The organism is Rhodococcus yananensis, assembly GCF_020515525.1.
GTDB classification, from domain to species: Bacteria; Actinomycetota; Actinomycetes; order Mycobacteriales; family Mycobacteriaceae; genus Rhodococcus; species Rhodococcus yananensis.
The window spans coordinates 1-22,935 of record NZ_JAIYEP010000052.1; the positions used below are offsets into that span (position 1 = coordinate 1).

Annotated in this window: 24 protein-coding genes; 13 read left to right on the forward strand and 11 right to left on the reverse strand. The window is 67.1% G+C overall.

The features are described from left to right. Positions 1 to 9: 9 nt before the first annotated feature. Positions 10 to 1,326, reverse strand: coding sequence for a class I SAM-dependent methyltransferase (locus tag LDQ05_RS13405; protein WP_226437459.1), 1,317 nt, complete (start codon positions 1,324 to 1,326; stop codon positions 10 to 12). Next, positions 1,323 to 2,753, reverse strand: a complete 1,431-nt coding sequence (locus LDQ05_RS13410; protein WP_226437460.1) for an FAD-binding oxidoreductase — start codon at positions 2,751 to 2,753, stop codon at positions 1,323 to 1,325. The genes LDQ05_RS13405 and LDQ05_RS13410 overlap by 4 nt, the downstream gene beginning before the upstream one ends. Before the next feature lie 165 nt (positions 2,754 to 2,918). Between LDQ05_RS13410 and LDQ05_RS13415 the strand changes: the two genes are divergently transcribed. The 5 genes from LDQ05_RS13415 to LDQ05_RS13435 all read left to right on the forward strand — a co-directional run bounded on the left by LDQ05_RS13415 (position 2,919) and on the right by LDQ05_RS13435 (position 6,516). Further along, on the forward strand, positions 2,919 to 3,353 hold the full coding sequence (locus tag LDQ05_RS13415) for an SRPBCC family protein (protein ID WP_226437461.1): 435 nt from the start codon (positions 2,919 to 2,921) through the stop codon (positions 3,351 to 3,353). 53 nt (positions 3,354 to 3,406) lie between these two features. Continuing rightward, complete coding sequence (locus tag LDQ05_RS13420) at positions 3,407 to 3,745, forward strand: YbaB/EbfC family nucleoid-associated protein (RefSeq protein WP_435278371.1); 339 nt, start codon at positions 3,407 to 3,409, stop codon at positions 3,743 to 3,745. A gap of 9 nt (positions 3,746 to 3,754) precedes the next feature. Next, positions 3,755 to 4,363: a recombination mediator RecR gene (recR, locus tag LDQ05_RS13425; RefSeq protein WP_226437462.1), complete on the forward strand. Its 609-nt coding sequence runs from the start codon at positions 3,755 to 3,757 to the stop codon at positions 4,361 to 4,363. Beyond that, positions 4,360 to 4,956, forward strand: coding sequence for a TetR/AcrR family transcriptional regulator (locus LDQ05_RS13430; RefSeq protein WP_226437463.1), 597 nt, complete (start codon positions 4,360 to 4,362; stop codon positions 4,954 to 4,956). The genes recR and LDQ05_RS13430 overlap by 4 nt, the downstream gene beginning before the upstream one ends. Positions 4,957 to 5,091: 135 nt before the next feature. Beyond that, positions 5,092 to 6,516 carry an MFS transporter gene (locus LDQ05_RS13435; protein ID WP_226437464.1) on the forward strand — a complete coding sequence of 475 codons (1,425 nt, stop codon included), beginning with the start codon at positions 5,092 to 5,094 and terminating at the stop codon, positions 6,514 to 6,516. Between the two features lie 78 nt (positions 6,517 to 6,594). Here the strand turns inward: LDQ05_RS13435 and LDQ05_RS13440 are convergent, their stop codons facing one another. Together LDQ05_RS13440 and LDQ05_RS13445 are read right to left on the reverse strand one after the other, a co-directional pair. Beyond that, positions 6,595 to 7,563, reverse strand: coding sequence for an oxygenase MpaB family protein (locus LDQ05_RS13440; RefSeq protein ID WP_226437465.1), 969 nt, complete (start codon positions 7,561 to 7,563; stop codon positions 6,595 to 6,597). Positions 7,564 to 7,567: 4 nt separating this feature from the next. Next, positions 7,568 to 9,106, reverse strand: a complete 1,539-nt coding sequence (locus LDQ05_RS13445) for an aldehyde dehydrogenase family protein (protein ID WP_226437466.1) — start codon at positions 9,104 to 9,106, stop codon at positions 7,568 to 7,570. A gap of 201 nt (positions 9,107 to 9,307) precedes the next feature. Between LDQ05_RS13445 and LDQ05_RS13450 the strand changes: the two genes are divergently transcribed. Together LDQ05_RS13450 and LDQ05_RS13455 are read left to right on the forward strand one after the other, a co-directional pair. Further along, on the forward strand, positions 9,308 to 9,985 hold the full coding sequence (locus tag LDQ05_RS13450; protein ID WP_226437490.1) for a GntR family transcriptional regulator: 678 nt from the start codon (positions 9,308 to 9,310) through the stop codon (positions 9,983 to 9,985). A 91-nt stretch (positions 9,986 to 10,076) separates the two neighbouring features. Continuing rightward, entirely contained in the window at positions 10,077 to 10,922 is an 846-nt protein-coding gene (locus LDQ05_RS13455) for an oxygenase MpaB family protein (RefSeq protein WP_226437467.1), read from the forward strand. A gap of 27 nt (positions 10,923 to 10,949) precedes the next feature. On the opposite strand, the gene LDQ05_RS13460 is transcribed toward LDQ05_RS13455, so the two are convergent. Genes LDQ05_RS13460 through LDQ05_RS13470 form a run of 3 tightly spaced genes read right to left on the reverse strand, consistent with a single transcriptional unit; the run spans position 10,950 to position 13,163 of the window. Beyond that, entirely contained in the window at positions 10,950 to 11,426 is a 477-nt protein-coding gene (locus tag LDQ05_RS13460; RefSeq protein ID WP_226437468.1) for a DUF4334 domain-containing protein, read from the reverse strand. Continuing rightward, on the reverse strand, positions 11,426 to 11,929 hold the full coding sequence (locus LDQ05_RS13465) for a zinc-binding dehydrogenase (RefSeq protein WP_226437469.1): 504 nt from the start codon (positions 11,927 to 11,929) through the stop codon (positions 11,426 to 11,428). The genes LDQ05_RS13460 and LDQ05_RS13465 overlap by 1 nt, the downstream gene beginning before the upstream one ends. Next, positions 11,868 to 13,163, reverse strand: a complete 1,296-nt coding sequence (locus tag LDQ05_RS13470) for a TetR/AcrR family transcriptional regulator (RefSeq protein WP_226437470.1) — start codon at positions 13,161 to 13,163, stop codon at positions 11,868 to 11,870. The genes LDQ05_RS13465 and LDQ05_RS13470 overlap by 62 nt, the downstream gene beginning before the upstream one ends. Positions 13,164 to 13,397: 234 nt before the next feature. Between LDQ05_RS13470 and LDQ05_RS19745 the strand changes: the two genes are divergently transcribed. From LDQ05_RS19745 to LDQ05_RS13495, 6 genes are all read left to right on the forward strand, one after another. Next, complete coding sequence (locus LDQ05_RS19745) at positions 13,398 to 13,529, forward strand: hypothetical protein (protein ID WP_264185013.1); 132 nt, start codon at positions 13,398 to 13,400, stop codon at positions 13,527 to 13,529. After that, positions 13,526 to 14,323: an enoyl-CoA hydratase gene (locus LDQ05_RS13475; RefSeq protein WP_226437471.1), complete on the forward strand. Its 798-nt coding sequence runs from the start codon at positions 13,526 to 13,528 to the stop codon at positions 14,321 to 14,323. The genes LDQ05_RS19745 and LDQ05_RS13475 overlap by 4 nt, the downstream gene beginning before the upstream one ends. 281 nt (positions 14,324 to 14,604) lie before the next feature. Beyond that, positions 14,605 to 16,194, forward strand: coding sequence for a fatty-acid--CoA ligase FadD5 (gene fadD5, locus LDQ05_RS13480; RefSeq protein WP_372461105.1), 1,590 nt, complete (start codon positions 14,605 to 14,607; stop codon positions 16,192 to 16,194). Between the two features lie 66 nt (positions 16,195 to 16,260). Next, positions 16,261 to 16,851 (forward strand): Rv1363c family protein, encoded by a 591-nt coding sequence (locus tag LDQ05_RS13485; RefSeq protein ID WP_226437473.1) that lies wholly within the window; start codon positions 16,261 to 16,263, stop codon positions 16,849 to 16,851. Between the two features lie 85 nt (positions 16,852 to 16,936). Beyond that, complete coding sequence (locus LDQ05_RS13490; protein WP_226437474.1) at positions 16,937 to 17,338, forward strand: DUF302 domain-containing protein; 402 nt, start codon at positions 16,937 to 16,939, stop codon at positions 17,336 to 17,338. Positions 17,339 to 17,513: 175 nt separating this feature from the next. Continuing rightward, on the forward strand, positions 17,514 to 18,353 hold the full coding sequence (locus LDQ05_RS13495; RefSeq protein ID WP_226437475.1) for an alpha/beta fold hydrolase: 840 nt from the start codon (positions 17,514 to 17,516) through the stop codon (positions 18,351 to 18,353). Positions 18,354 to 18,375: 22 nt separating this feature from the next. Here the strand turns inward: LDQ05_RS13495 and LDQ05_RS13500 are convergent, their stop codons facing one another. The 4 genes from LDQ05_RS13500 to leuA all read right to left on the reverse strand — a co-directional run bounded on the left by LDQ05_RS13500 (position 18,376) and on the right by leuA (position 22,887). Continuing rightward, complete coding sequence (locus LDQ05_RS13500) at positions 18,376 to 19,086, reverse strand: type 1 glutamine amidotransferase (protein ID WP_226437476.1); 711 nt, start codon at positions 19,084 to 19,086, stop codon at positions 18,376 to 18,378. Next, a complete protein-coding gene (locus LDQ05_RS13505) occupies positions 19,079 to 20,335 on the reverse strand; it encodes a Mur ligase family protein (protein WP_226437477.1) in 1,257 nt (418 codons plus the stop codon). Before LDQ05_RS13505 ends, LDQ05_RS13500 begins: the two co-directional genes overlap by 8 nt. A 126-nt stretch (positions 20,336 to 20,461) precedes the next feature. Next, positions 20,462 to 20,836, reverse strand: coding sequence for an SHOCT domain-containing protein (locus LDQ05_RS13510; protein ID WP_226437478.1), 375 nt, complete (start codon positions 20,834 to 20,836; stop codon positions 20,462 to 20,464). A 239-nt stretch (positions 20,837 to 21,075) separates the two neighbouring features. Further along, on the reverse strand, positions 21,076 to 22,887 hold the full coding sequence (gene leuA / locus LDQ05_RS13515; protein ID WP_226437479.1) for a 2-isopropylmalate synthase: 1,812 nt from the start codon (positions 22,885 to 22,887) through the stop codon (positions 21,076 to 21,078). Between the last annotated feature and the right edge of the window lie 48 nt (positions 22,888 to 22,935).

A 22,935-nucleotide genomic window follows, 5' to 3' on the forward strand; every position in this document is an offset into this window, starting at 1 on the left:
CGGGTGCGTCTACGCGACCCACCAGGGGCGCAGCGGCACCTGCGGGAGCCGGTCCGGCCCGAGTTTGACGGCGAGGACCTGGTGCAGTTGGACGATGTTGCGCTCGAAGCCGAGTCGCGACCCCGCCATGTAGAGCCCCCACGTGCGCGCGGTGCCCTCGTCGACCTCCTTCAGGCATGCGTCCCAGTTTTTTGCGAGGTTCTCGCACCATCCCGCGAGCGTGAGCGCGTAGTGCTCGCGCAGGTTCTCCTCGTGCAGCACCTCGAGGCCGATGTTCTGGACCTCGCTGATGATCCGGCCCGATCCGGTCAGTTCACCGTCGGGGAAGATGTACCGGTCGATGAACCCGCCGGCCTTCACCCGACCGCGGTTGTGGGGCCGCGTGATGCAGTGATTGAGCAGCAACCCACCGACACGCAGCTTGTCGCGCAGGAACCGGAAGTAGTCCGGATAGTTCTGCACGCCGATGTGCTCGGTCAGCCCGATCGACGAGATCGCATCGAACCCGGTCTCGGGCACGTCGCGGTAGTCGGAGTGACGCACCTGTGCGAGGTCGGCCAGTCCTTCCTCGACGATCGCGTTCTGCGCCCACTGGGCCTGTTCCTTCGACAGGGTCACGCCGATCGCCTTGACTCCGCGACGAGCGGCGTACCGCACCATCCCACCCCAGCCGCAACCGATATCGAGGAGACGATCACCCGGTTGCAGTCGCAGTTTCTCGAAGACGAGCCGGTACTTGTTCTCCTGCGCGTCCTCGAGGCTCTGATTCTCCGACTCGTAGCACGCGCAGGTGTACGTCATCGACGGACCCAGCACGTACTCGTAGAACGTGTTCGACACGTCGTAGTGGTGGTGGATCACCTCGGCGTCGCGGTTCTTGGAATGGCGCAGTCCCTCGGCGATACGGCGCCAGCGGGGCAGGTGTTCCTGCGGCGGCGGCGCGACCGGGATGAAGGCGTCCTTGCCCAGCGACCGTGCGATCTGCGCGAGTGTGCGGGCCGGTGGTCGCTCGAAGTGTAGGTCGCCCAGCGACTTCAGCAGCGGATACGGGTCGCCGGGATGCACTCCCTGCGCCTCGAGGTCACCCGAGATGTAGGCCCGGGCCATACCCAGGTCGCCGGGTGCCGTCGCGATGTACGTCGCACCCCGCTGGTTCGCGAGGTGCAGCCCGAAGGGGGAATCCTCGGGGCCGGCGGTGGATCCGTCGTATGCGGTGAACCGGAGCGGCATGTCGCCACCGGTGACGATCTCGACGATGCGGGCGAGGGACAGTTTCTCTTCCCGGGACCGATCACGTGAGGCCGACTCCGCCTTGAATGTGGTCAACTCCGTTGCACCGCCTTCGAGTAGAGGTCCAGCAGTCGGGACCTGGGATCGTATCGTTGTTTCAACGCGGTGTATTCGCCACCGCCGTAGTAGAGCCGTTCGAATTCGTCGCGGGTGTAGAACGAATCGGAGTAGAGCGACTTGTGGCCGTCGAGTTCGGCGACCTTGCTCTCGATGGTGCGGTTGGTGGCGCCTTCGATCTCGCCGGCGACGACCGGCACCGACGACCAGAACCCGATGTTGACGTAGGTGCGTTTCGGTTCGAGGGGGTACAGCGGCCAGGGGCGCTGGGCGTCCACCGAGGCGCCGTTGTCGCGCAATCGCAGCGGGCACAACCACACCGGTTCGATCGGGATCTCGTCGAGGAACCACCGCATGAATTCGGCGGTCCGTTCGATGGGCACTTCGACGTCCTGGACGACGCGTTCTCGCGGAGGATTGCCCTTGCGGGCCTCGATGCGGTCGGCGATGTCGTACTTGTGGTCCAGGGCGATGAGCTTCCAGTAGAAGCTGCTGCGCAGCAGTCGTTTCGGCCACCAGCGCCGGATCGTCGGGTTCTGCGCCCCGAATGCCCGGGAGCACCAGAACCAGTCGGTGTCCCAGCGCCACAGGTAGTCGCGGATCGTCAGACGATCGGTCTTGGGATGGTTGACGGAGCTGTGCTGGACGGAGCGGTAGAAGATCTCGTTTCCGGTGTAGTCGCTGACGGGACCGGGTTCGCCGGTTCGTGTGCCCAGTATCAGGTAGCTCTCCGCGGCGGAGAACACGACGCCGTCGAGGTAGTCGACGGGCGCACCCGCGTGGACCCGTTCGGTGGAGATTCGTTCGAGGGCATCCTGCAAGGCGTCGAGCGAGTCGAATCGCAGGTGACGCAACGCCACGAACTTCTCGACCGGTTCGAGCCGGATCCGCAACCGGGTGGCGTAACCGAGCGAGCCGTACGAGTTGGGGAAGCCGCGGAACAGGTCTGCGTTCTCACCGTCGGGTGTCGCGGTGACGATCTCACCGGATCCGGTGAGGATGTCCATCTCGAGTACCGACTCGTGGGGGAGGCCGTTGCGGAACGACGTCGACTCGATGCCGAGTCCGGTGACGGCGCCACCGAGGGTGATGGTCTTGAGTTGCGGAACGACGTACGGCGCGAGCCCGTACCGCAGCGTCACGTCGACGAGGTCCTCGTAGGTGCACATGCCGGCGACGTCGGCGGTGCGCCGGTCGGGGTCGACGGAGACGACACCGGTGAGCCCCGACACGTCGAGTCCGGGGGCGTCGATCTTCGTGCGTGCCCGGAACAGGTTCGATGTCTTCTTCGCCAGTCGCACGGGCGCATCGGCGGGAATGGCGTGATACGAGCGCAGCAGGCGTTCGACGCCTTCCCGATGTACTGCCGGGCCGTGTGGGCCGGCGACTCGTGTCGATCTCAGCATTCGACTCCCCTGTAGCAGCGCAGCAGTGGTGACACACACAATAGACCGGAGCGGCGCGCCCGTCCGGGGACCGGACGGGCAGGATGTACATCGTCGGACAGGTCGTTCGACCCACGCTATACCCACGGCTCGGTAGCGGGCCCGATCCACACGGAGGAAGTCACAGTGGCACAGGTGAGTGCAAGCAGCTCGATCCAGTTGGCGGCGGCACCGGAGAAGGTGCTCGAGGCGCTCGCCGACTACGAGACGGTGCGTCCTCGGATCCTGTCGGAGCAGTACCGCGACTACCGGGTCGTCTCGGGCGGCCGCGGCGACGGCACGGTGGTGCACTGGATTCTGCAGGCCACGGAGAAGCGTCAGCGCGACGTGCAGGCGACGGTGTCGGTGTCCGGGAGCACCATCACGGAGACGGACGCGAACTCGTCGCTCGTCACGACGTGGAGCGTCGTGCCGAACGGTACGGGGTCGACGGTGGTGACGTTGACGCAGTGGAACGGTGCGGGAGGTATCGGCGGATTCTTCGAGAAGACGTTCGCTCCGATCGGCCTGCGCAAGATCCAGCAGCAGGTGCTCGCGAACCTGAAGAGCGAGCTGGACTGAGCGCGACCACCGGCGACTACCCTGACAGACGACATCGCAGAAAGGACGTGTCCGTGCAACCCGGTGGTATGCCCGACATGCAGCAACTCCTCGCGCAGGCCCAGCAGATGCAGCAGCAGCTGATGGCGGCGCAGAACGAAATGGCCGCGGCCGAGGTCACCGGCCAGGCCGGTGGTGGGCTGGTCACCGCGACCGTCAAGGGCACCGGTGAGGTGGTCGCGGTGCGGATCGATCCGAAGGTCGTCGACCCCGAGGACGTCGAGACCCTTCAGGACCTGGTGGTCGGTGCCATCGCCGATGCGTCGGCGAAGGCTCAGGAGATCGCCGCCGACAAGCTGGGTCCTCTGGCCGGTGGGCTCGGCGGCGGTATCCCCGGGCTACCCGGCTTCTAGAGGCGCGGCGTGTACGAGGGGCCGGTTCAGGATCTGATCGACGAACTGGGCAAGTTGCCCGGTGTCGGACCGAAGAGCGCTCAACGGATCGCGTTCCACCTGCTGTCCGTGGAGCCTCCGGAGATCGACAGGCTGCAGGCGGCGTTGCAGAAGATCCGCGACGGCGTGCAGTTCTGTGAGGTCTGCGGGACGGTGTCCGACCAGGTGCGTTGCCGGATCTGTTCGGATTCGCGTCGCGACCGCACCGTCGTGTGTGTCGTGGAGGAACCGAAGGACGTCCAGGCGATCGAGCGGACCCGGGAGTTCCGGGGCCGGTACCACGTGCTCGGGGGTGCGCTCGACCCGCTCAACGGGATCGGACCCGATCAGCTGCGTATTCGTGAACTTCTCACGAGGATCGGGAACCAGGAGGACGGTGTCGACGTCGGCGAGGTCATCATCGCGACCGACCCGAACACCGAGGGGGAGGCGACGGCGACGTATCTGGTGCGGATGCTCCGGGACTTTCCGGGGCTCACGGTGACGCGGCTCGCATCGGGTCTGCCGATGGGCGGCGATCTCGAGTTCGCCGACGAGTTGACGCTGGGGCGCGCGTTGTCCGGCAGGAGGACGATGTGACCGGTGGGGGTGCGGCACCGGAGCGGCGCCGGCGGACGGCCGAGGAGACGCGACGTCTGATCCTCGATGCGGCGGGGGTGGCGTTCGCGACGCGGCCGTATCGGGAGATCACGCTCAAGGACATCGCCGAGGATGCGGGCGTCAGCGCGCCGCTGATCATCAAGTACTTCGGTTCGAAGGAGCAACTCTACGACGAACTCGTCGACTTCAACGCGGCCGCGAAGATCCTGTTCGAGGGACCGTACGAGACGTTGGCGGAGCGGATGGTCACGATCTTCGCGCGCATGTCGGCGCCGCACAAGCCGCTGTCGATGACGATCCTGTTCATGAGTGGTGCGAGCGAGGAGAGCAGCCGCAAGCTGCGGGAGAACTACTCGTCGCAGATGATCGACACGCTGGTCGGGTTGATGCCGGGGCGTGACGCGCGGATGCGCGCGGAACTGGTGATGTCGATGCTCCTGGGGCTGGCGTTCATGCGTCGCCGGATGATGCAGGACCGGGCCGCAGGCTCGGTCGAGGAAGTCGTGGCGGCGTATGCGCCGCTCGTTCAGGAACTGCTCGACGGGCCGGTCCCCGACGACCCGCGCGACTGAGACGCAGGCCACTCCGGTTGCTTGGTAAATGGCTGTTCACCTACAGTGGTGAACAGCCATTTACCATTCTCGGAGGGAGGGTCGTTGACCATATCGTTTCCCCTCCGCCTGCCGCTGCAGGGACCGAACCGTTCGGTGACCACGGCGCCGCGAACACGAACCACCCGCCGTCAGGACCTGTCCCACTTCGTCTTTCCGGTGCTCGCCGTCGGAGCGATCTTCCAGGCGATCATGCAGACGGTCATGGTGCCGTTGCTGCCGAGCCTCCCGCGATTCACCGGTTCCGGCCCGACCGCGGTGTCGTGGCTGGTGACCACCACCCTGCTGGTCGGCGCCGTCATGACCCCGATCTTCGGGCGCCTCGCCGACATGATCGGCAAGAAGCAGATGCTGCTCATCGCGTTCGGACTGATGACGGTGGGGTCGCTGATGTGTGCGCTGACCTCGAACATCGCGCTGCTCATCGTCGCCCGTGGCCTGCAGGGCGCCGGTGCCGCGGTCCTGCCCATCGGCATGGCCATCCTCCGCGAGGTCATGCCGCGCGACCGGGTCGACCGGTCCATCGCGATCCTGAGTTCCACGCTCGGAATCGGTACCGCCGTGGGTATCCCGTTCGCCGCGGCCATCGTGGAGTTCGCCGACTGGCACCTGCTGTTCTGGGTCACCACCGCCATCGGCGCGGGTGTCACGGTCGCGGCCGCGTTCGTGGTGCCGCTGTCTCGGACCCGGACGGGAGGACGGTTCGACGTCACCGGCGCCGCGGGGCTCACCGGCGCATTGATCTGCCTGCTCGTGCCGATCACACAGGGCAGCACGTGGGGATGGACGTCCCCCGCGGTCATCACGATGCTGGGATGCGCGGTCCTGCTGTTCGTCCTGTGGGGATTCCAGCAGCTGCGCAACCGCAACCCGCTCGTCGACCTGCGGGTGTCGGCCCGGCGCTCGGTGCTCGCACCGCACCTGTCGGCACTGCTGGTCGGCTTCGCGTTCTACGGCAACACGCTCATCACCACCCAGTTGCTCCAGGCCTCCCCGGAGCACGGCGCCGGCTACGGGCTGACGATCCTGCAGGCCGCGCTCTGCCAGTTGCCGGCGAGCTTCGCGATGATGATCTTCGCGATCGTCGCGGCCCGGGTCTCGGACCGATTCGGACCCAAGACCGCCATCATGATCGGGGCGTCGTTCCTCGTCGCCGGATACAGCGTCCACGCGGTGCCCGACAAGCCGCTGTGGCTCGTCGTCACCGCCATCTTCGTCGCCGCGATCGGCACGACCTTCGTGTACTGCACGTTGCCGATCCTGCTCCTGGGTGCCGTCCCGCTCGACCAGAACGCCGCGGCGAACGGCGTCAACGTCCTGCTCCGCACCGTCGGCAGCACCATGTGCAGCGCGGTCGTCGCCTCGGTGCTCGCCGCCCACACAGTCGCCGGTGGGATCACCTCGTCCGGCTTCGTCACGGTCTATCTGGTGTGCGGTGTGTGCGCGGTGATCGTCTTCGGGTCGGCGTTCGCGCTTCCCTCCCGCAGCGAGTCGCGTCGCTCGCGGAGCGCGGCGATCTGACCCGCCGCGGCGGATCGGGCGCTCCCGTGCGAAGGCCCGGCCGGAACCGATCCGACCGGGCCTCATCCGTCGACGGCGTCAGTGCTCGACGCCGAGATCGCCGGGGCGGTATCCCAGCGGGTAGCCGGGATAGGTGCGGTTGGTCGCGTTGCCCGCGGACAACGACACACGTCGTTTCGGCAGCAACCGCACGAACGCCGATCGCGCCCGCAGCGCCCCCTCGGACACCGCCCGCATCCGCGCCGATCCGTCGGGGAACCCGAACGCCTGCCGCATCCGTTCGTCGATGAGGGAGTACACCACCTTCTCCACCGCGGGTCCGACTATCGCCGGATACCAGGACTTCATCAGCTCGACGGTGTATGTGCCGATCGCGCGGTTGTCGTCGCTGTACCCGAAGTGTTTCCGCTCGTAGTCGAGTTTGAACCGGTGGAACTCCTGGAACGACGACGGGATGTCCTTGATGCCCATCCGGATACCGACCTGGCGGTAGAAGTGGAACGAGGCGAGTCGCTCGTTCGGGTGCAGGCGGCGCCACCCGTAGCGGTCGATCCAGTCCAGCGGGTCGTACACGAACGTCGACAGCACGTACAGCATGTCGTCGTTGTCGATGGAGTACTTCCCGTGCATCCGGTTGATGTTGCGCAGCGACTCGCGTCCGCGTTCTGCGTCGTAGCCGTGCTCGACGAGTTCGGCCATGAGCAGGGCGGTGTCGTCGTAGCGTTTCTGGGGGCGCTTCTCGAACTCGCCGGTGCGGGCCAGTAGCGCGGAGATCGACGGGACACAGTACGTCCGGAACAGTGCGAACTCGAGCGACCGCTGGTAGTCCCACGGAAACTCGTACCCGGCAGTGATCCGCAGGATGTCCTGGTGGTGTGTCTCCGGATCGAGTCCGTCGATCACCTTCACCCAACCGCGGCGCCCCCACTTCGCGTGCGGATCGCGATTCGGTGGCGGGAAGACTCCGGCCTTCTCGATCCGCGCGTCGGGTGCCGCCGCGACAGCGGGTTTGCGGCTGCGCTGGACGCGCGGGCCAGTGGTGGTCATCGGCCTACCTTCCGTGCATGAGCTTCAGCATCCTGGCGGACAGGTCCAGGTCGCGTTGCGGACGTTCGAGGCTCATCAGCTTCAGTGGGGAACGGAACCTCTCGACGGTCACGGACTTGGGTCTGCTGAACTCGCGCAGTCCGTCGGCTCCGTGGATGCGACCGAATCCGGATTCTCCGATGCCGCCGAACGGCAGCGACGGGATGCCGGCGAAACCGAGCACCGAGTTGACCGACACCATGCCGGTGCACAGACGTGCGGCCAGTTCGCGGCCCTTCGCCTTGTCGCGGGTGAAGATCGAAGCGCCGAGGCCGTAGTTCGTGCCGTTGGCGCGGTCGACGGCCTCGTCGAGGTCGCGCACCTTGTTGACGACGACGGTCGGGCCGAACGTCTCCTCGCACACCGCGCGCGAGGTCTCGGGCACGTTCGTCAGGATCACCGGTTCGATGATGCGGTCGCCGACCGAGTCGGGGCCGCCCATCACGGCGGTAGCACCGCCTGCGAGAGCGTCGTCGATGTGACTGCGGACGATGTCGATCTGCCTGGGCAGCGTCATCGGGCCGTACGTGGAGTCGTCCGTTCCGCCCGGCTTCGCACGCGAGACGAGCGTCGTCAGCCTGTCGAGGAACTCCTGATGGACGGATTCCACGACGTAGATGCGTTCGACGCCCGCGCACGTCTGTCCGGCGTTGCCGAACGCACCGAACGCCGCGAAGTCCGCAGCCTTGTCGAGATCGGCGTCGGCCGCGACGATCATCGCGTCCTTGCCGCCGCACTCGGCGACGAGCGGGGTGAGCGATTCGGCGCAGACCGCCATCACCTTGCGGGCGGTGGGTCCGGAACCGGTGAACGCGATCTTGTCGACACCCGTGCGGGCGAGCGCGGATCCGGTCTCGCCGAGACCCGTGACGACCTGGAACACGGGCTGGGACGGCGCGATCGAGTTCCACGTCTCCTCGAGCCACTTCCCGACTCCCGGCGTCAGCTCGCTGGGCTTGAAGACGACGGCGTTCCCGGCGGCGAGCGCGTACGAGATCGACCCCATCGGGGTGTACACCGGATAGTTCCACGGTCCGATGACACCGACGACCCCCAGCGGCCGGTACTCGAGCGAAGCGGCCTGGTTGATGCTCGCCACGCCGGACGGAACTCTGCGGGCCTTCAGGACCTGCTTCGCGTTCTTCGCGGCCCAGTCGAGATGCTCGACGGCGAGCATCACCTCGAGGAACGCGTCACCGTAGGGCTTGCCCGTCTCTCGGGAGACGACGCTTGCGAGCGATGTCGCTCCGCGTGCGACGGCCTTCTTGAACTCGAGAAGCCATTCGCGACGTCCGCGGAATCCCTGTGCATCCCACCAACGCGCCGCGATGCGCGCGCGGTCGACTGCCTCGGCGACGGCGGATTCGTCGGCGATCGGGTACTCGGCGATCACGTCGCCGGTCCGGGGATCGAGACTCGCGAACGTCGCTGCGGCGGCGGGAGACTGCGGGTCGGGGGAGGACTGTGAGTCCGGGGAGTCCGTCGTGCTCGATTTCTGTGTCATGTTCGACGCTTTCCTGACGGATCACATCAAATATATGTGATGTGATAGCTGTAGTGGGGCTCACACTAGGCCCCCCGTACCGAACGGACAAGCCCTGCGGCCGAGTCCGACGGATCGTCAGGAGAAACGATGGCCACATCGACCCGCAGTCCCGGTTCCGACAAGGCCGACGGTGGTACGCGCGCAGTCGGATCCTCACGGATGCGTCGCCGCCGGCAACTCTCGGACGAAGTGGCCGCCCACCTGCGTTCCGCGATCATGTCCGGTGAACTGCGTTCGGGGGATTCGATCCGATTGGACGAGACCGCAGTGGAACTCGGCGTCAGCGTGACACCGGTTCGTGAGGCTCTGCTCACGCTCCGAGGGGAGGGCATGGTCGAGTCCGCACCCAATCGTGGCTACCGGGTGTCGCCGATGGGCATCGACGACATCGGTGACATCTTCTGGTTGCAGAGTCGGATCGCTGTCGAACTGGCGCAGCGTGCCTTCGACCGGGCAGAACCCGCGGACCTCGACAGACTCGCCGAATTCAACGACAGATTGCGGACTCTCGTATCCGTTCCGCACGGGACGACGCCCGACGTCGAACGCATCGCGGATGCCGAGTACGACTTCCATCGTGAACTCAATCTGATCGCGCGGAGTCCGAAGCTCGCGTGGTTCCTGAACATCGCCGCCCGGGTCCTGCCCTATCGGCTCTACGCACAGGATCCGGGATGGGGTGTGCAGGCGGTGAACTCGCATGATCGTCTCGTCCGGGCCATGCGTAGCGGTGACCGCGACGAGGTGATCGCGCAGACTCTCGCGCAGTTCGACGATGCGTCGGCGCGCCTGCTCGAGTATCGGGAACGCGTCGAGAGCGGCGAGTACCCCTTCTAGGGTCGGAGGACCCCTTGCCTATCTGAGTACGGGCGTGCACAATTTTGACCACGGTGCATCATCCCTACTTTCGCCGCAGGAGGCGGACATCGTGACCTCGACCGACGAACGGCTCACCACGACCGCGGGGACGGCGGATACCGCTCCGATTCCATCTGTCGGAGTGGACCTCTCCGATTTCGTGGGTGAATCGATGCTGTTGCTCGGTGCGGGCGTCACGGTGCTCCTCCAACTCGCCGATCCCGGTACGGGACACGGCGTTGCCGACCACAGCACCACTCTGCAGCGACCCCTCGACCGGTTGCGCACGACCATGACCTACGTCTACGCCGTGACCCTCGGGACTTCCGAGGAACGCACCGCGATCGTGCGGATGGTCAACAAGGCGCACGTTCCGGTTCGATCCGACACCTACAACGCGTTCGACCCCGAACTCCAACTGTGGGTTGCGGCAACGTTGTATCGCAACGGAGTGGATATGTACGAGCGCGTGTTCGGCGCGCTCCCGGATGCGGATCGTGAGCGCATCTACCGGCAGTCCGCCGTGTACGGAACCGCGCTGCAGGTCAAGGAGGGCATGTGGCCGGCCACCCGGGAGGAATTCGACCGCTACTGGGACGAGAAGATCGCGACCTTCGAGGTCGACGCGAAGGTCCGCGCCTTCACCCGCGGCCTGCTCTACGGCGGCGACTCGCCGTTGCCGGTGCGAATGCTCATGCCGCTGCAGCGTTTCCTCACGATCGGACTCCTCCCGCCGCGGCTGCGCGACGAGTTCGCGCTGCCGTGGAGTTCCCGTCAGCAGCGTCGTTTCGATCGGTTCTGGAAGGTGTTTCCGCCGATCTATCGGCGGGTTCCGCGTCGGATCCGTCAGCTGTCGGCCACCTACTACCTGCACGACATGCGTCGTCGGATGGCCGCGCACCGACACCTGATCTGAGCCGTCGGGCCGGGCGTGGTATCCCGATCACACTGCGGTGTCGCGCTCGAGCCCGAACCAGTAGTGCTCGCCGTCGTCGAACACGAGCCCGCCCTTGCCGTTCATCACACCGAGCAGGGTGTCGGCGTCGACCATCTTGAAGTGATCGAGGACCGGCATCCCGTCGTACACCATCGTCTCCGTCGTCTCACCGCGGAACGCAACCTCCCACAGACTCGCCTCACCCCGACCGGTCACGGTGTCGGAGAACAGATCTCCGTTCTCCCGGCGGCAGATCAAAGGCTGTACCGAGGCCGCGGAGGTGAACTCCTTCCCGTACCAGCGGGCGTGCTCGAGCAGCCGGGATGTGCGGTGTCCGGTGTCGAAACCGAACCCCCTCCAGCGATATCCGACGAGATCAGCGATCTCCGCCGGGGGCAACTGCGACCACAGTGCGTCGAGTTCACGTGGGTCGATACGGCCGGTTCGGGCACGTAGGTCGGTGAAGGTGGCCGCGAAGTCCATCAGTTCTCCTGGTTGTCGAAGGTGAGTACCGCCTTGACGACGTCGCCGGCGGTGACCGCCGCGAACGCGTCGTCGATCTTCTCGAAGGGGAAGGTCTGCACGAGCCGTTCGACGGGAAAGCGCCCCGCCATCCAGTGCGCGGCCAGGTCCGGTAGGAATTCGTGAGGGTCGATGTCACCTTCGATCACGCCGGTGAGGGTGCGCCCGTCGAGCAGATGCGTCTGGTCGACGCTGATGGGGTTTCGCCCACTTCGAAGGCCCAGTGTCGCACAGATTCCCGGGTTGGTCAGCGACGATGGTGCCTGCCGGATCACGGCTTCGGAACCGACGGATTCGACAGCGTGATCGGCGCCGCCATCGGTCAGCCGTCCGACCTGCCGGGCGATGTCGTCGGCGGGAAAGAAGACGTCGGTCGCGCCGTCCGGGTGCTGCGGAACGGGGTCATGTGCGCGTCCCGGTGGACGCCGCCGACGCTTCGGAGTCGCGACGCGTCGCAGCGTCACCGAGGAGGACTGCAAGCATCAGATCCACCGTGCGGCGGCGGTTGGATGCACTGTTGCGGAACCGCGTCATCTCCCCGACGTCGAGTACCAGGTTCAGGGCGGCGTGCACCAGGATGCGGCACTCGACGGGCGTGAGGTCGGTGCGCAGGTCGGCGACCAACCGAGCCCACTCCTCGATGTTGAGCCGCTGGATGTTGCGCAGATCGCTGCGATGGGCTGCGGGGAGGTTCCCGATCTCCGCGAAGTACACCGACATCAACGCGTTCTGCGCGAACGACAACTCCACGTACACCTCGGTGAGATGCTCGAGTGCCTGTGCGGGAGTGGAGGAGTCGGCGAGCGCAGAGGACACGGCCAGGGCGACCCGGTCGCCTGCCCGGTGGAACGCGGCGGCCAGTAGATCTGCCTTGCTCGCGAAGTGCCGATACACGCCGGACGCGTTGATCTCGGCTGCCGCACCGATCTCCTCGATGCTCACCTCGTGATAACCGCGGGCGTCGAACAGCAGAACGGCCTCGTGCAACAGCACCTCACGCTTGTTCGCCACCGCGATACCGGTGCGCTCCGTCGGTGCGGCGGCGGGCTCGTCGGGAACCAGTGAGGTCGCCGCGACGGAGCGGCAGGCGTCGAGCAGCAGAGTCTGCAGACGTCGGGTGGCCAGCGGCACGCGATGCGTGGTGATCGACCCGATCACGCTGAGCTGCGCCGTCGCGAGCAGCGCGGCGTCGGTGGCGGTGAGCCCCGGGCGCAACTCCCTCAGAGTCTGGGCGAGACGACGGTTGATGACCGCCATCTTGCCGCGGACCTTCGCCTGGTCGTCATCCGACAGATACCGGCGCTCCCATCGGTACAGTCCGCCCGTTCGCCGGTTGTCGATGGTCATGCCGATCGTGGCGGTCAGCCGATTGTCGAGGATCGCGGCGGCTCCGTCGTCGGGGATGTCGTCGTCGAACTGCGACAGCGCCGCATCGAGCGCGTCGGCGAGCTGATTGACGGCCTGGACGAACAATGCGTACTTGTTCGGGAAGTGCCGGTAGAGGGCGGGCCCGGAGATACCGACGGCCTTTGCGATGTCCTCGATGCTCACCCCGTGGTAGCCGCGTTCGCTGAATGCCTCGGCCGCCACGGTAGCGATCTGCGCCTTGCGATTCTTGGGACGCTTGCGCACAGGCGGCGCGGACCCGGCCGGTGGGGACGTGCGCGCGCGTGCACCACTGCGTGTTCGTTCGGCCACGTGGACTCCTCGTCGATGGTTCCGGCGCGCCCGTACCGAAGGCGGAGCCGCACCACAAAGGTAACAGGCAGGACTGGGTGGAAGAAATCGGAACGTTCGGAGTCATCCCTTGAAAACCGCAGTACACAGCGTATTGACAAACGTGAACTACGCGGACAATGTTAACGGCAATTCTTACCATCACGGGTGTTCGTGCCGGCGGCCCCACCGTCGGCCGGACAGGAGGAGGGCGCAGTGGGAACCCGAGTCGCCGAGGGGGACGTTCCGACGGTCGCCGACCTGGTCGGGCGCACGGTGTCCGACGCGGAGAGCATCATCACCGGTCGTCTCGCAGGCATCGCGGAGCCGGCGGCGGTGCGGGCATGACCGCGGCCGAACCGGGCGTCACCGCCGCCACCGCCGGCCTGCGCACCGCGTTCGCGGACGGCGTCCTGCGCCTCACCATCGCACGCCCCGACCGCATGAATGCCATCGACCTCGACACCATGCGTGCACTCGGCGCGGCGATCACGGCCGCGGGAGACGACGATCGCGTCCGGACGATCGTGCTCACCGGCGACGGGGCGGCGTTCTGCACGGGCGCCGACCTCGCCGCTGCCGGGACGAACCCCGCTTCGCCGGACGTGGTCATGGACACCGCGAACGACGTCGTCGAGGCGATCACGACCGTCCCGGTGCCGGTGGTGGCCGCGGTCAACGGTCCGGCGGCCGGTGTCGGTGTCTCGATGGCGGTTGCCGCCGACCTGACGTACGCGGCCGAGAGCGCATACTTCCTGCTCGCTTTCGTCAACATCGGGTTGATGCCGGACGGCGGTGCGAGCCTGCTGATCCCGGCTGCGATCGGCCGTGCACGGGCGGCGGAGATGGCCTTGCTCGGTGACCGCGTCGCCGCCGTCGACGCCGCGAGGTTCGGGCTCGTCGCCCGGACCCTGCCCGATGACGAGTTGTTCGGCCACGTCGACGCCGTCGCCGCGCGCACCGCGGCCGGGCCGCGTCGAGCGCTCGCACTGACGAAGCATGCGCTGAACGCCGCGACCCTGCCCGCGTTCGGGGCCGCGCTCGATCTCGAGAAGTCCGGTCAGATCGAACTGCTCGGATCGGCCGACTTCGCGGAGGGGGTCGCTGCGATGCTGCAGAAACGCCGACCCGAGTTCACGTAGTTCCGGCGTCCGCCCGTCCGGACCCGGTTCGAACAATCACATATCTCCGAAGAATCCCGCCGACTCGACCGTCGAGCGCACGAATAAGCCTTGTTCGCAAGTGTGTCGGTCGACGGAGCTGTCTCTGCTGCGCGATCCGACGATGAGAATATCTGTTAACAAAGGTCTGGCCGTGCGCGTCCGTTTTCTGTAGTGTCGCTCACATCGCACCCGGTTCCGACACCGACTCTTCTTCCCCGATACGAGAGGACCCGTCGATGGTCTCCGCGTCTCCGATTTCCGTGTCCCCGAGTTCCGCACCGTCCGTCGCCGAATCACAGCGCTACCGGGTCAACACCTGGAACAACCAGGTCGCTCGACACGCTCTGATGACTCCGGGGCGCACCGCACTCCGATTCCGTGGCGACACGATCACGTGGTCCCGCCTCCATGAACGCGTCGAGAAACTTGCCGATGCGTTGTCGCGGCGCGGTGTGGGCTTCGGGGATCGCATCATCATCCTCATGCTGAACCGGCCCGAGTACCTCGAGACGGTGTTGGCCGCCAACGCCATCGGTGCCATCGCGGTGCCCGTCAACTTCCGACTCACCGCTCCCGAGGTGGCCTTCCTGGTCGCGGACAGCGGCGCGAAGGCCGTCGTCGCGGAGGGGCCACTCGTCCCGTTGGCGGATGCTGCCCGCGCGGAGGCCGGTGGGATCGAGTTGTCGATCGCGGTGGGCATCGAACCCACCGGTGATTCCGTGGCCTACGAGGCCCTCGTCGCCGAGGAGGGCGACCCGCATCCGAGCATCGAGATTCCCTCCGACACAACGGCGCTCATCATGTACACGTCGGGAACCACCGGGCGCCCCAAGGGTGCGGTCCTCAGCCACTCGAATCTCGAAGCCCAGGCGCTGACCTGCATCCGGGCGTTCCGGCAGTTCGACGAGTCCGGGATCGGGTTCTGTGCCTCGCCGATGTTCCACATCGCGGCGCTGGGCTCGATCGCGCCCAGCCTGATGCTCGGCACGTCCACGGTGATCCACCCGGTCGGTGCGTTCGACCCGGACGAGCTCCTGGATGTGCTCGAGGCGGAACAGGTGACCAGTCTGTTCCTCGTGCCCGTGCAGTGGCAGGCGGTGTGTGCTGCGCAGCAGGATCGACCGCGGAAACTGGCTCTACGCAATATTTCCTGGGGCGCGGCGCCGAGCTCGGACACCATCCTGCGGGCGATGGCCGAGACCTTCCCCGACGCATTCAACGTCGCGGTCTTCGGGCAGACCGAGATGTCGCCGATCACCTGCGTGCTCGACGGTGACGACGCGATCCGCAAACTCGGTTCGGTCGGTCGCGTCATCCCGACCGTGCAGGCCCGCGTCGTGGACGACGAGATGAACGATGTCGCGCCGGGGGAGGTCGGCGAGATCGTCTACCGGGGCCCGACGATGATGCGTGAGTACTGGAACAACCCGACGGCCACCTCGGAGGCGTTCCACGGCGGCTGGTTCCACTCGGGAGACCTCGTCCGGGTCGACGACGAGGGGTTCGTGTACGTCGTCGATCGGAAGAAGGACATGATCATCTCCGGTGGGGAGAACATCTACTGCGCCGAGGTGGAGAACGTGCTGTTCGGTCACGCTGCGGTGCAGGAGGCGGCCGTGATCGGTCGCCCGGATCCCCGGTGGGGCGAGGTCCCGGTCGCGGTGGTGGCGCTGCGCCCCGGACGCGACGGTCTCACCCTGGACGACATGCAGCCCCACCTCGACGCGCATCTGGCGCGGTACAAGCATCCGAAGGAGATCGTGATCGTGGACGCCCTGCCACGCAACGCGAGCGGCAAGGTCGTCAAGGGCGAACTGCGGGGAGGGCTGCCGGCGGTCGTGCAGGGCTGACGGCGGACCGACCGCGTCCGAGGGGTCGGGCGGCGCACATCCGATGGGGAATCGAGGAGGGGACCGATGATCGCTACCGGTGCAATCGACGACGAGGCGGACACCACCGGTGACGACACCACCGGTGACGACGCCGGCGCGGATGTCGGGGCGGGTCGGTCTCCTGCTCGGGCATCGTCGGCGCGGTCGTCGTCGATGCGGTGGCTGCTCGTCGGCGTGATCGCGCTCCTCGTGGCAGTCGCGGGGTTCTGCGGCTTCCGCTGGTGGCAGGCCGAGCGCGCGGCGGACCTGGGTCGGGAGGCCGTGGATCGGGCCCGTGAGTACGCGATCACGCTCGGTACATACGACCACACCACGTTCGACGAGTCGCTCGCCGCGGTCGCGGCGATCTCGACGGAGGAGTTCGCGGCCCGGTACTCGCAGGTCGCCGGCGACTTGCGTGCGCTCGTCGAACAGGGTGAAGGGTCCTCCGTCGCACGCGCCGAATACGCAGGGCTCGAGTCCGTCGCCGGCGACACCGCGACGGTCCTGGTCTTTCTCGATCAGGACGTGACGAACGTGCTGGCGACCGACGGGCGCACGGATGCGACCCGGTTCGTCGTCACCGTGAAACGGGTCGACGGTCGGTGGTTGTTGGACGGCGCCGACGCCAAGTGAGCAGGGGCCCGGTCGCGGTTCCGACGATCCCGCCCCGGGGAATACCCCTTGGGGTATGATGGGCAAGGAGAGGGAAGGGAGAACCATGAACCTGTCGCTGTCCACCACGCTGCGGTCGAGCTTCGGTGATGCTGTCGAACGTACCCGGAAGGCTCTGGCCGAGCAGGGTTTCGGTGTGCTCACCGAGATCGACATGAAGGCCACGTTGAAGGCCAAGCTGGGCGAGGATCTCGAGGACTACGTGATTCTCGGGGCGTGCAACCCGCCGCTCGCCCATCGCGCGGTCACCGTCGATCGGCAGATCGGGTTGCTGCTGCCGTGCAACGTCGTCGTGCGGGTCGATCCGGACGACGCGGAGTCGGTCATCGTCGATGCGATGAACCCGGAGATCATGGTCCGGGTCGCCGACGAGGACGGGCTCCGCGAGGTCGCCGACGAGGCGACCGCCAAGCTGCGCGCCGCGATCGCCTCGTTGGGCGAAGGTTGAGTTCCGGCGACCGCCTGTTGACGGGCGATATGTGACGTGGGTAACATCGTAGGTGCGAATCGAGCAGACGTCCGAGGACGACAGAGGCTCGTGAAGCAGAGATCCGGCCCGGAAACCGCGTAAAGCGAGTCCCGGGCCGAACCCCTGTTCGGGGTCCGATGTGGTGGGGGTTGCGGTGCACCGTGTCGAAACGCTCGTCCGTGGCGGACTGACCTTCGATGTCCGCGACACCGGCCCCGCCGACGGCGACCCGATCCTGCTGTTGCACGGATTCCCGCAGGATTTGCACTCGTGGGATGCGGTCGTCCCGCGGTTGCATGCATCCGGGTTCCGCACTCTCGTGCCCGATCAGCGGGGTTACTCGCCGCGTGCGCGTCCGCGTAGGCGGCGCGACTACCGCATCCCGCTGCTCGCCGACGATGCCGCCGCCCTTGCCGACGCCGTCGGTCGTTCCGTCCACGTCGTCGGCCACGACTGGGGTGCCGCGGTCGCGTGGACTCTGGCGGCGCGCCGCCCCGATCTGGTGCGCACCCTCACCGCCGTCTCCGTTCCGCACCCCGCGGCGTTCCTGCGGTCGTTCGTCACCAGCACCCAACTGCTGAAATCGTGGTACATGTTCGCTTTCCAGCTGCCGTGGCTGCCCGAGCGGCTGCTGAGCACCCCGTCGATCGGTACCGCGATGCTGCGGCGCACCGGGCAGGGGCCCGAGGCCGCCGCGCGCGACGCCGCACGCATGTCCGATCCCTCGGTCGTGCGCGGCGGCCTCCATTGGTATCGGGCGATGCCGCTGTCGGGCCCGAAGGCGAGTCTCGCGCGGGTGTCCGTGCCCACGCTCATGGTCTGGAGCGACCGCGATACGGCGATCGGGCGGGCCGGCGTGGACGCCACCGCGAGGTACGTGACCGGGCCGTACCGGCTTGCGATCTTCCGCGGTGTGAGCCACTGGATCCCCGACGAGACCCCCGATCGTCTCGCCGACGAGATCCTCGATCACATCGCCGAACCGACCCGCTGAACCGTCGCCGGGGTGCTTGCTGTCAGCCGGCCAGTCGCTCGCGGCGTAGCTGCTCGACCTCCGGGAGGTCGAGCGGTGACAGCGACTCGACGCCCAGCGCCCGAGTGAGCAGATGGTCGGCGAGCTCCGGGTTGCGTGCCAGGACGGGCCCGTGCAGGTAGGTGCCGTACACCGAGCCCTGGACGGCACCTTCGAGTCCGTCGCCGACGCCGTTGCCCACACCGCGGGTGACGCGACCCAGCCCGCGAGCATCCGATCCGAGAGTCGTTCCACCGCGATGGTTCTCGAATCCGGTGAGCGGTTTCGTCAGGCCGTCGATCGCGGGGTCCGTGACGATCTCACCGATCGAACGGGTGGACTGCGGTGCGGTCGTGACGTCCAGGATCCCGACCCCGTCGACGCGCTCTCCCGCGGACGTCTCGTACCAGTGGCCCAACACCTGGATGGCCGCGCAGATCGCGAGGACGGGTGCTCCGCGTTCGGCCGCGCGCTGGAGCCCGGGGTAGCGCATCAGATGTCGTGTCGCGAGGCGCTGCGCCGCGTCCTCCGCACCGCCGAGGGTGTAGAGATCGAGGGAATCGGGCACCGGGTCACCGAGCCCGATCTCGACGATCTCGGCATCGTGGCCGCGCATCCGCAGGCGTTGCCGGAGGACGAGGGCGTTCCCGCCGTCACCGTAGGTGCCCATGACGTCGGGCAGGACGAGGCCGATCCGCACCGTCGAGTCAGACATTCGACGCTCCCTTCGCGATGGCGGTGTTCAGGTCGCGGAACGCGGTGTAGTTGGCGAGTACCTCGATGCGTCCAGGAGGGCAGGAAGCGATGGCCCGCACCGGATCTGCGATCAGCGTGTGGTCCACTCCGGCGTACGTCAACCGCACTCCGAGGTCGGTGCCGCGTTCACCGGACGCGACGACCTGCACGCCCTCGAAATGCTCGAACCTCACGTCCCACAGCCACGACAGGTCCTCACCGTCGGGCACCTGCCCGTTGACGGCGATGACGAGCCCGTCCACCGTCGGGTCGATCATGGAGAGGGCTTCCTGCCAGCCTGCCGGATTCTTCGCGAGCAGCATGTGCACGGAGTGCGGGCCGATCTGCACCGTCTTGTACCGACCGGCGATCTCCTCGACGACCGAGGCGGCTGCGGCCGCCGCGGCGGGATCCGCGCCGAGAGCGACGGCCGCGGCGATCGCTTGCACGGCGTTGCCGCGGTTCGCGCGACCGGGCAACCGCAGTTGCAGGGGCAGGACGAGTCCGTCGGGGCCGTACACGTTGTCGTCGTCGACCCACCAGTGCGGTGTGGGACGTGCGAAGTCCGTGTCGCCGGTGCTGTACCAGTGGTCGCCGTCGCGCACGATCGGTTCGCCGGTTCGGGGGCAGCTCACCGAGTCCCCGGCCCAGCCCGCACCCGCGGCGACCCACACGACGTTCGGGTTGTCGTAGGCGGCGGAGGTGACGAGGACGTCGTCGCAGTTGGCGACGATCACGGCGTCGGGGTGCCGTTGCAGTCCCGCGCGCAGTGTCCGTTCGATCTTGTTGATCTCGCCGACGCGGTCGAGTTGGTCGCGGGTGAGATTGAGCAGCACGATCGCCTGCGGGTCGAGGGCGTCGGCGACGTGCGGGGTGTGCAGTTCGTCGACCTCGATGGCGGCGAGCGGCGCCGCGAGATCGGAAGCGAGCGCCGAGACGATGCCGGCGTCCATGTTCGCCCCGTCCGGCTGCGTGACGACGGGTCCGACGGTGCCGAGTGCAGCCGCGGTCATGCGGGTGGTCGTCGACTTGCCGTTGGTGCCGGTGACCAGCACGGTACGGCGTCCGTGCCCCACCTGTGCCATGAGAGTCGGCTCGATCTTCAGGGCGATCAGTCCGCCGATCATCGAGCCGTTGCCGCGTCCGGCCGTTCGTGATGCCCACGCAGCCGCGCGCGCCGCCTGCAGCGCGATACGTCCGCGCGTCGAGAGCCCCGTCGTTGTAACCACGCGCCGAGTTTTCCACAGGTGTGTTACGTCGCCGTACCCTCCCCGACCCGAGACCCTCCCCGGCCCGAGCGAACGGATCGTTCGCGGTGTGGATCGAACGGAGATCCGTTCGCCCGGGTCGACGGGCTAGGCCAGGGCCTTCGTCTTGAGCGCCTGGAACTCCTCTTCGGTGATGGTCCCGGCGTCCAGCAGGGCCTTCGCGTCGGCGATGTGGTCGGCCGGCGACTTACCGGCGACGTCGCGGATGTACTCGTCCTGGGCCTGCTTGAATTCGGCGGCCTCACGCGCGGACCGTTTCGCCATACCGTCGCCGTTCACGATGAGGTACACGAGGGCGGTCAGCCACGGGACGATGAACAGGAAGACGATCCAGATCGCCTTCACCCATCCGGATTGCTCCCGGTTGCGGAACAGGTCGCCGATGATCATCCACAGCATGATCAGGTAGGCGATGAAGGCGAAGCAGACGATGATGTACCAGATGATGTCCCAGAAATCCATGCGACCCCTCCGAGTGAGCGAACCTGCACGAGCTCGAACATATTTTCCGGGTTCACGGAGTCGTCGTATCCCGACGGTGCCGAGGATGCGACGGCCCGACGAGAAGCCCTCCGCAGAATAACGCCGATCACGTCGTGCCGGAGCGCTATCGGAAACGTGGTGACGAACGGCTCGAAGGAGACGAAAGCGGCCACCCGGGATGATGGGGTGGCCGCTCGCGTCGGTGTGGTGTGCGGGTGCTAACGGTGGGCGCGGTTCACCGCCGACACGACCGCGCGCAGCGACGCGGCCGTGATGGACGGGGCGATGCCCACGCCCCACACCAGCGCGGTGGTGCCGTCGGGGCGGGTGACGTCGGCTTCGACGTACGCCGCCGCATTGGCGTCGTCGCCGGAGGACATCGCGTGCTCGGTGTACCCGCGGACGGCGACGGTGTAGCCGAGGGTGTCCAGTCCGCTGACGAAGGCGGCCAGCGGGCCGTTGCCCGAGCCGGTGATCTCCTTCTCGACGCCGTCGACCTTCAGGACCGCGACGACCGTGTCCTCGCCGCCGTCCGTCTCGGCCGCGGTGACCTTCTGACGGATCCGCTCGAGCGGGGTGACGGGCGCCAGGTATTCCTCCTGGAAGATGTCCCACATCTCCTTGGGGCTGACCTCGCCGCCCTCACCGTCGGTGACTTTCTGGACGGACTGGGAGAACTCGATCTGGAGACGCCGCGGCAGGTTCAGGCCGTGGTCGTGCTTCATGATGTAGGCGATGCCGCCCTTGCCGGACTGCGAGTTCACGCGGATGACGGCTTCGTAGCTGCGGCCGACGTCCTTCGGATCGATCGGCAGGTAGGGGACGGCCCAGGTGATGTCGTCGACGTCGGCGCCCGCGGCGTCGGCGTCGATCTTCATGACGTCCATACCCTTGTTGATGGCGTCCTGGTGGCTGCCGGAGAACGCGGTGTACACCAGGTCGCCGCCGTACGGGTGCCGCTCCGGGACGGGCAGCTGGTTGCAGTACTCGACGGTGCGGCGGATCTCGTCGATGTTCGAGAAGTCGATCTGCGGATCGACGCCGCGGCTGAACATGTTCATGCCCAGCGTCACCAGGCACACGTTGCCGGTGCGCTCACCGTTGCCGAACAGGCAGCCCTCGATACGGTCGGCGCCGGCCTGGTAGCCCAGCTCGGCGGCCGCGACACCGGTTCCACGGTCGTTGTGCGGGTGCAGCGACAGGATGATCGAGTCGCGTTTCGCGAGGTTGCGGTGCATCCATTCGATCGAGTCGGCGTACACGTTGGGCGTGGCCATCTCGACGGTCGCGGGCAGGTTGATGATCACCGGGTTCTCGGGGGTTCCACCGAGGGTCTCGACGACGGCGTCGCAGACCTCCTTGGCGTACGACAGTTCGGTTCCGGTGTAGGACTCGGGGGAGTACTCCCACCGCCAGTTCGTGTCGGGGTAGTTCTTCGCGGTCTCGATCACCAGTTCGGCGGCGTCGGTCGCGATCTTGCGGATGGTGTCCTTGTCGGCCTTGAACACCACGCGGCGCTGCAGGATCGAGGTCGAGTTGTAGAAGTGGACGATCACGTTCCGGGCACCGGAGCAGGCTTCGAACGTGCGCGTGATCAGCTCGGGTCGTGACTGCGTCAGCACCTGGATGGTGACGTCGTCGGGAATCGCGCCGTCCTCGATGATCTCCCGGACGAAATCGAAATCGGTCTGGCTCGCGGACGGGAAACCCACCTCGATCTCCTTGTAGCCCATGCGAACCAGCAGATCGAACATGCGTCGTTTGCGGGCGGGGCTCATCGGGTCGATCAGGGCCTGGTTGCCGTCACGCAGATCGACGGCGCACCATGCCGGTGCGCGGTCGATGATCTTGTCGGGCCAGGTGCGGTCGGGCAGGGTGATCGCCTCGACCTCCTCGGCGAACGGCCGGTACCGGTAGGTGGGCATGGACGAGTTCTTCTGCGCGTTCCATGCGGGCTGGTCGGCGGGGGCGGGCTTGCTCGGCGGCGTGATGGTGCGCGAACCGGAGGTGAAAGCGTCGGCGGGTGACATGACGTGCTCCAAGGAAAAGGGGACTGGTGAGTCCAGACCGGATTGTCG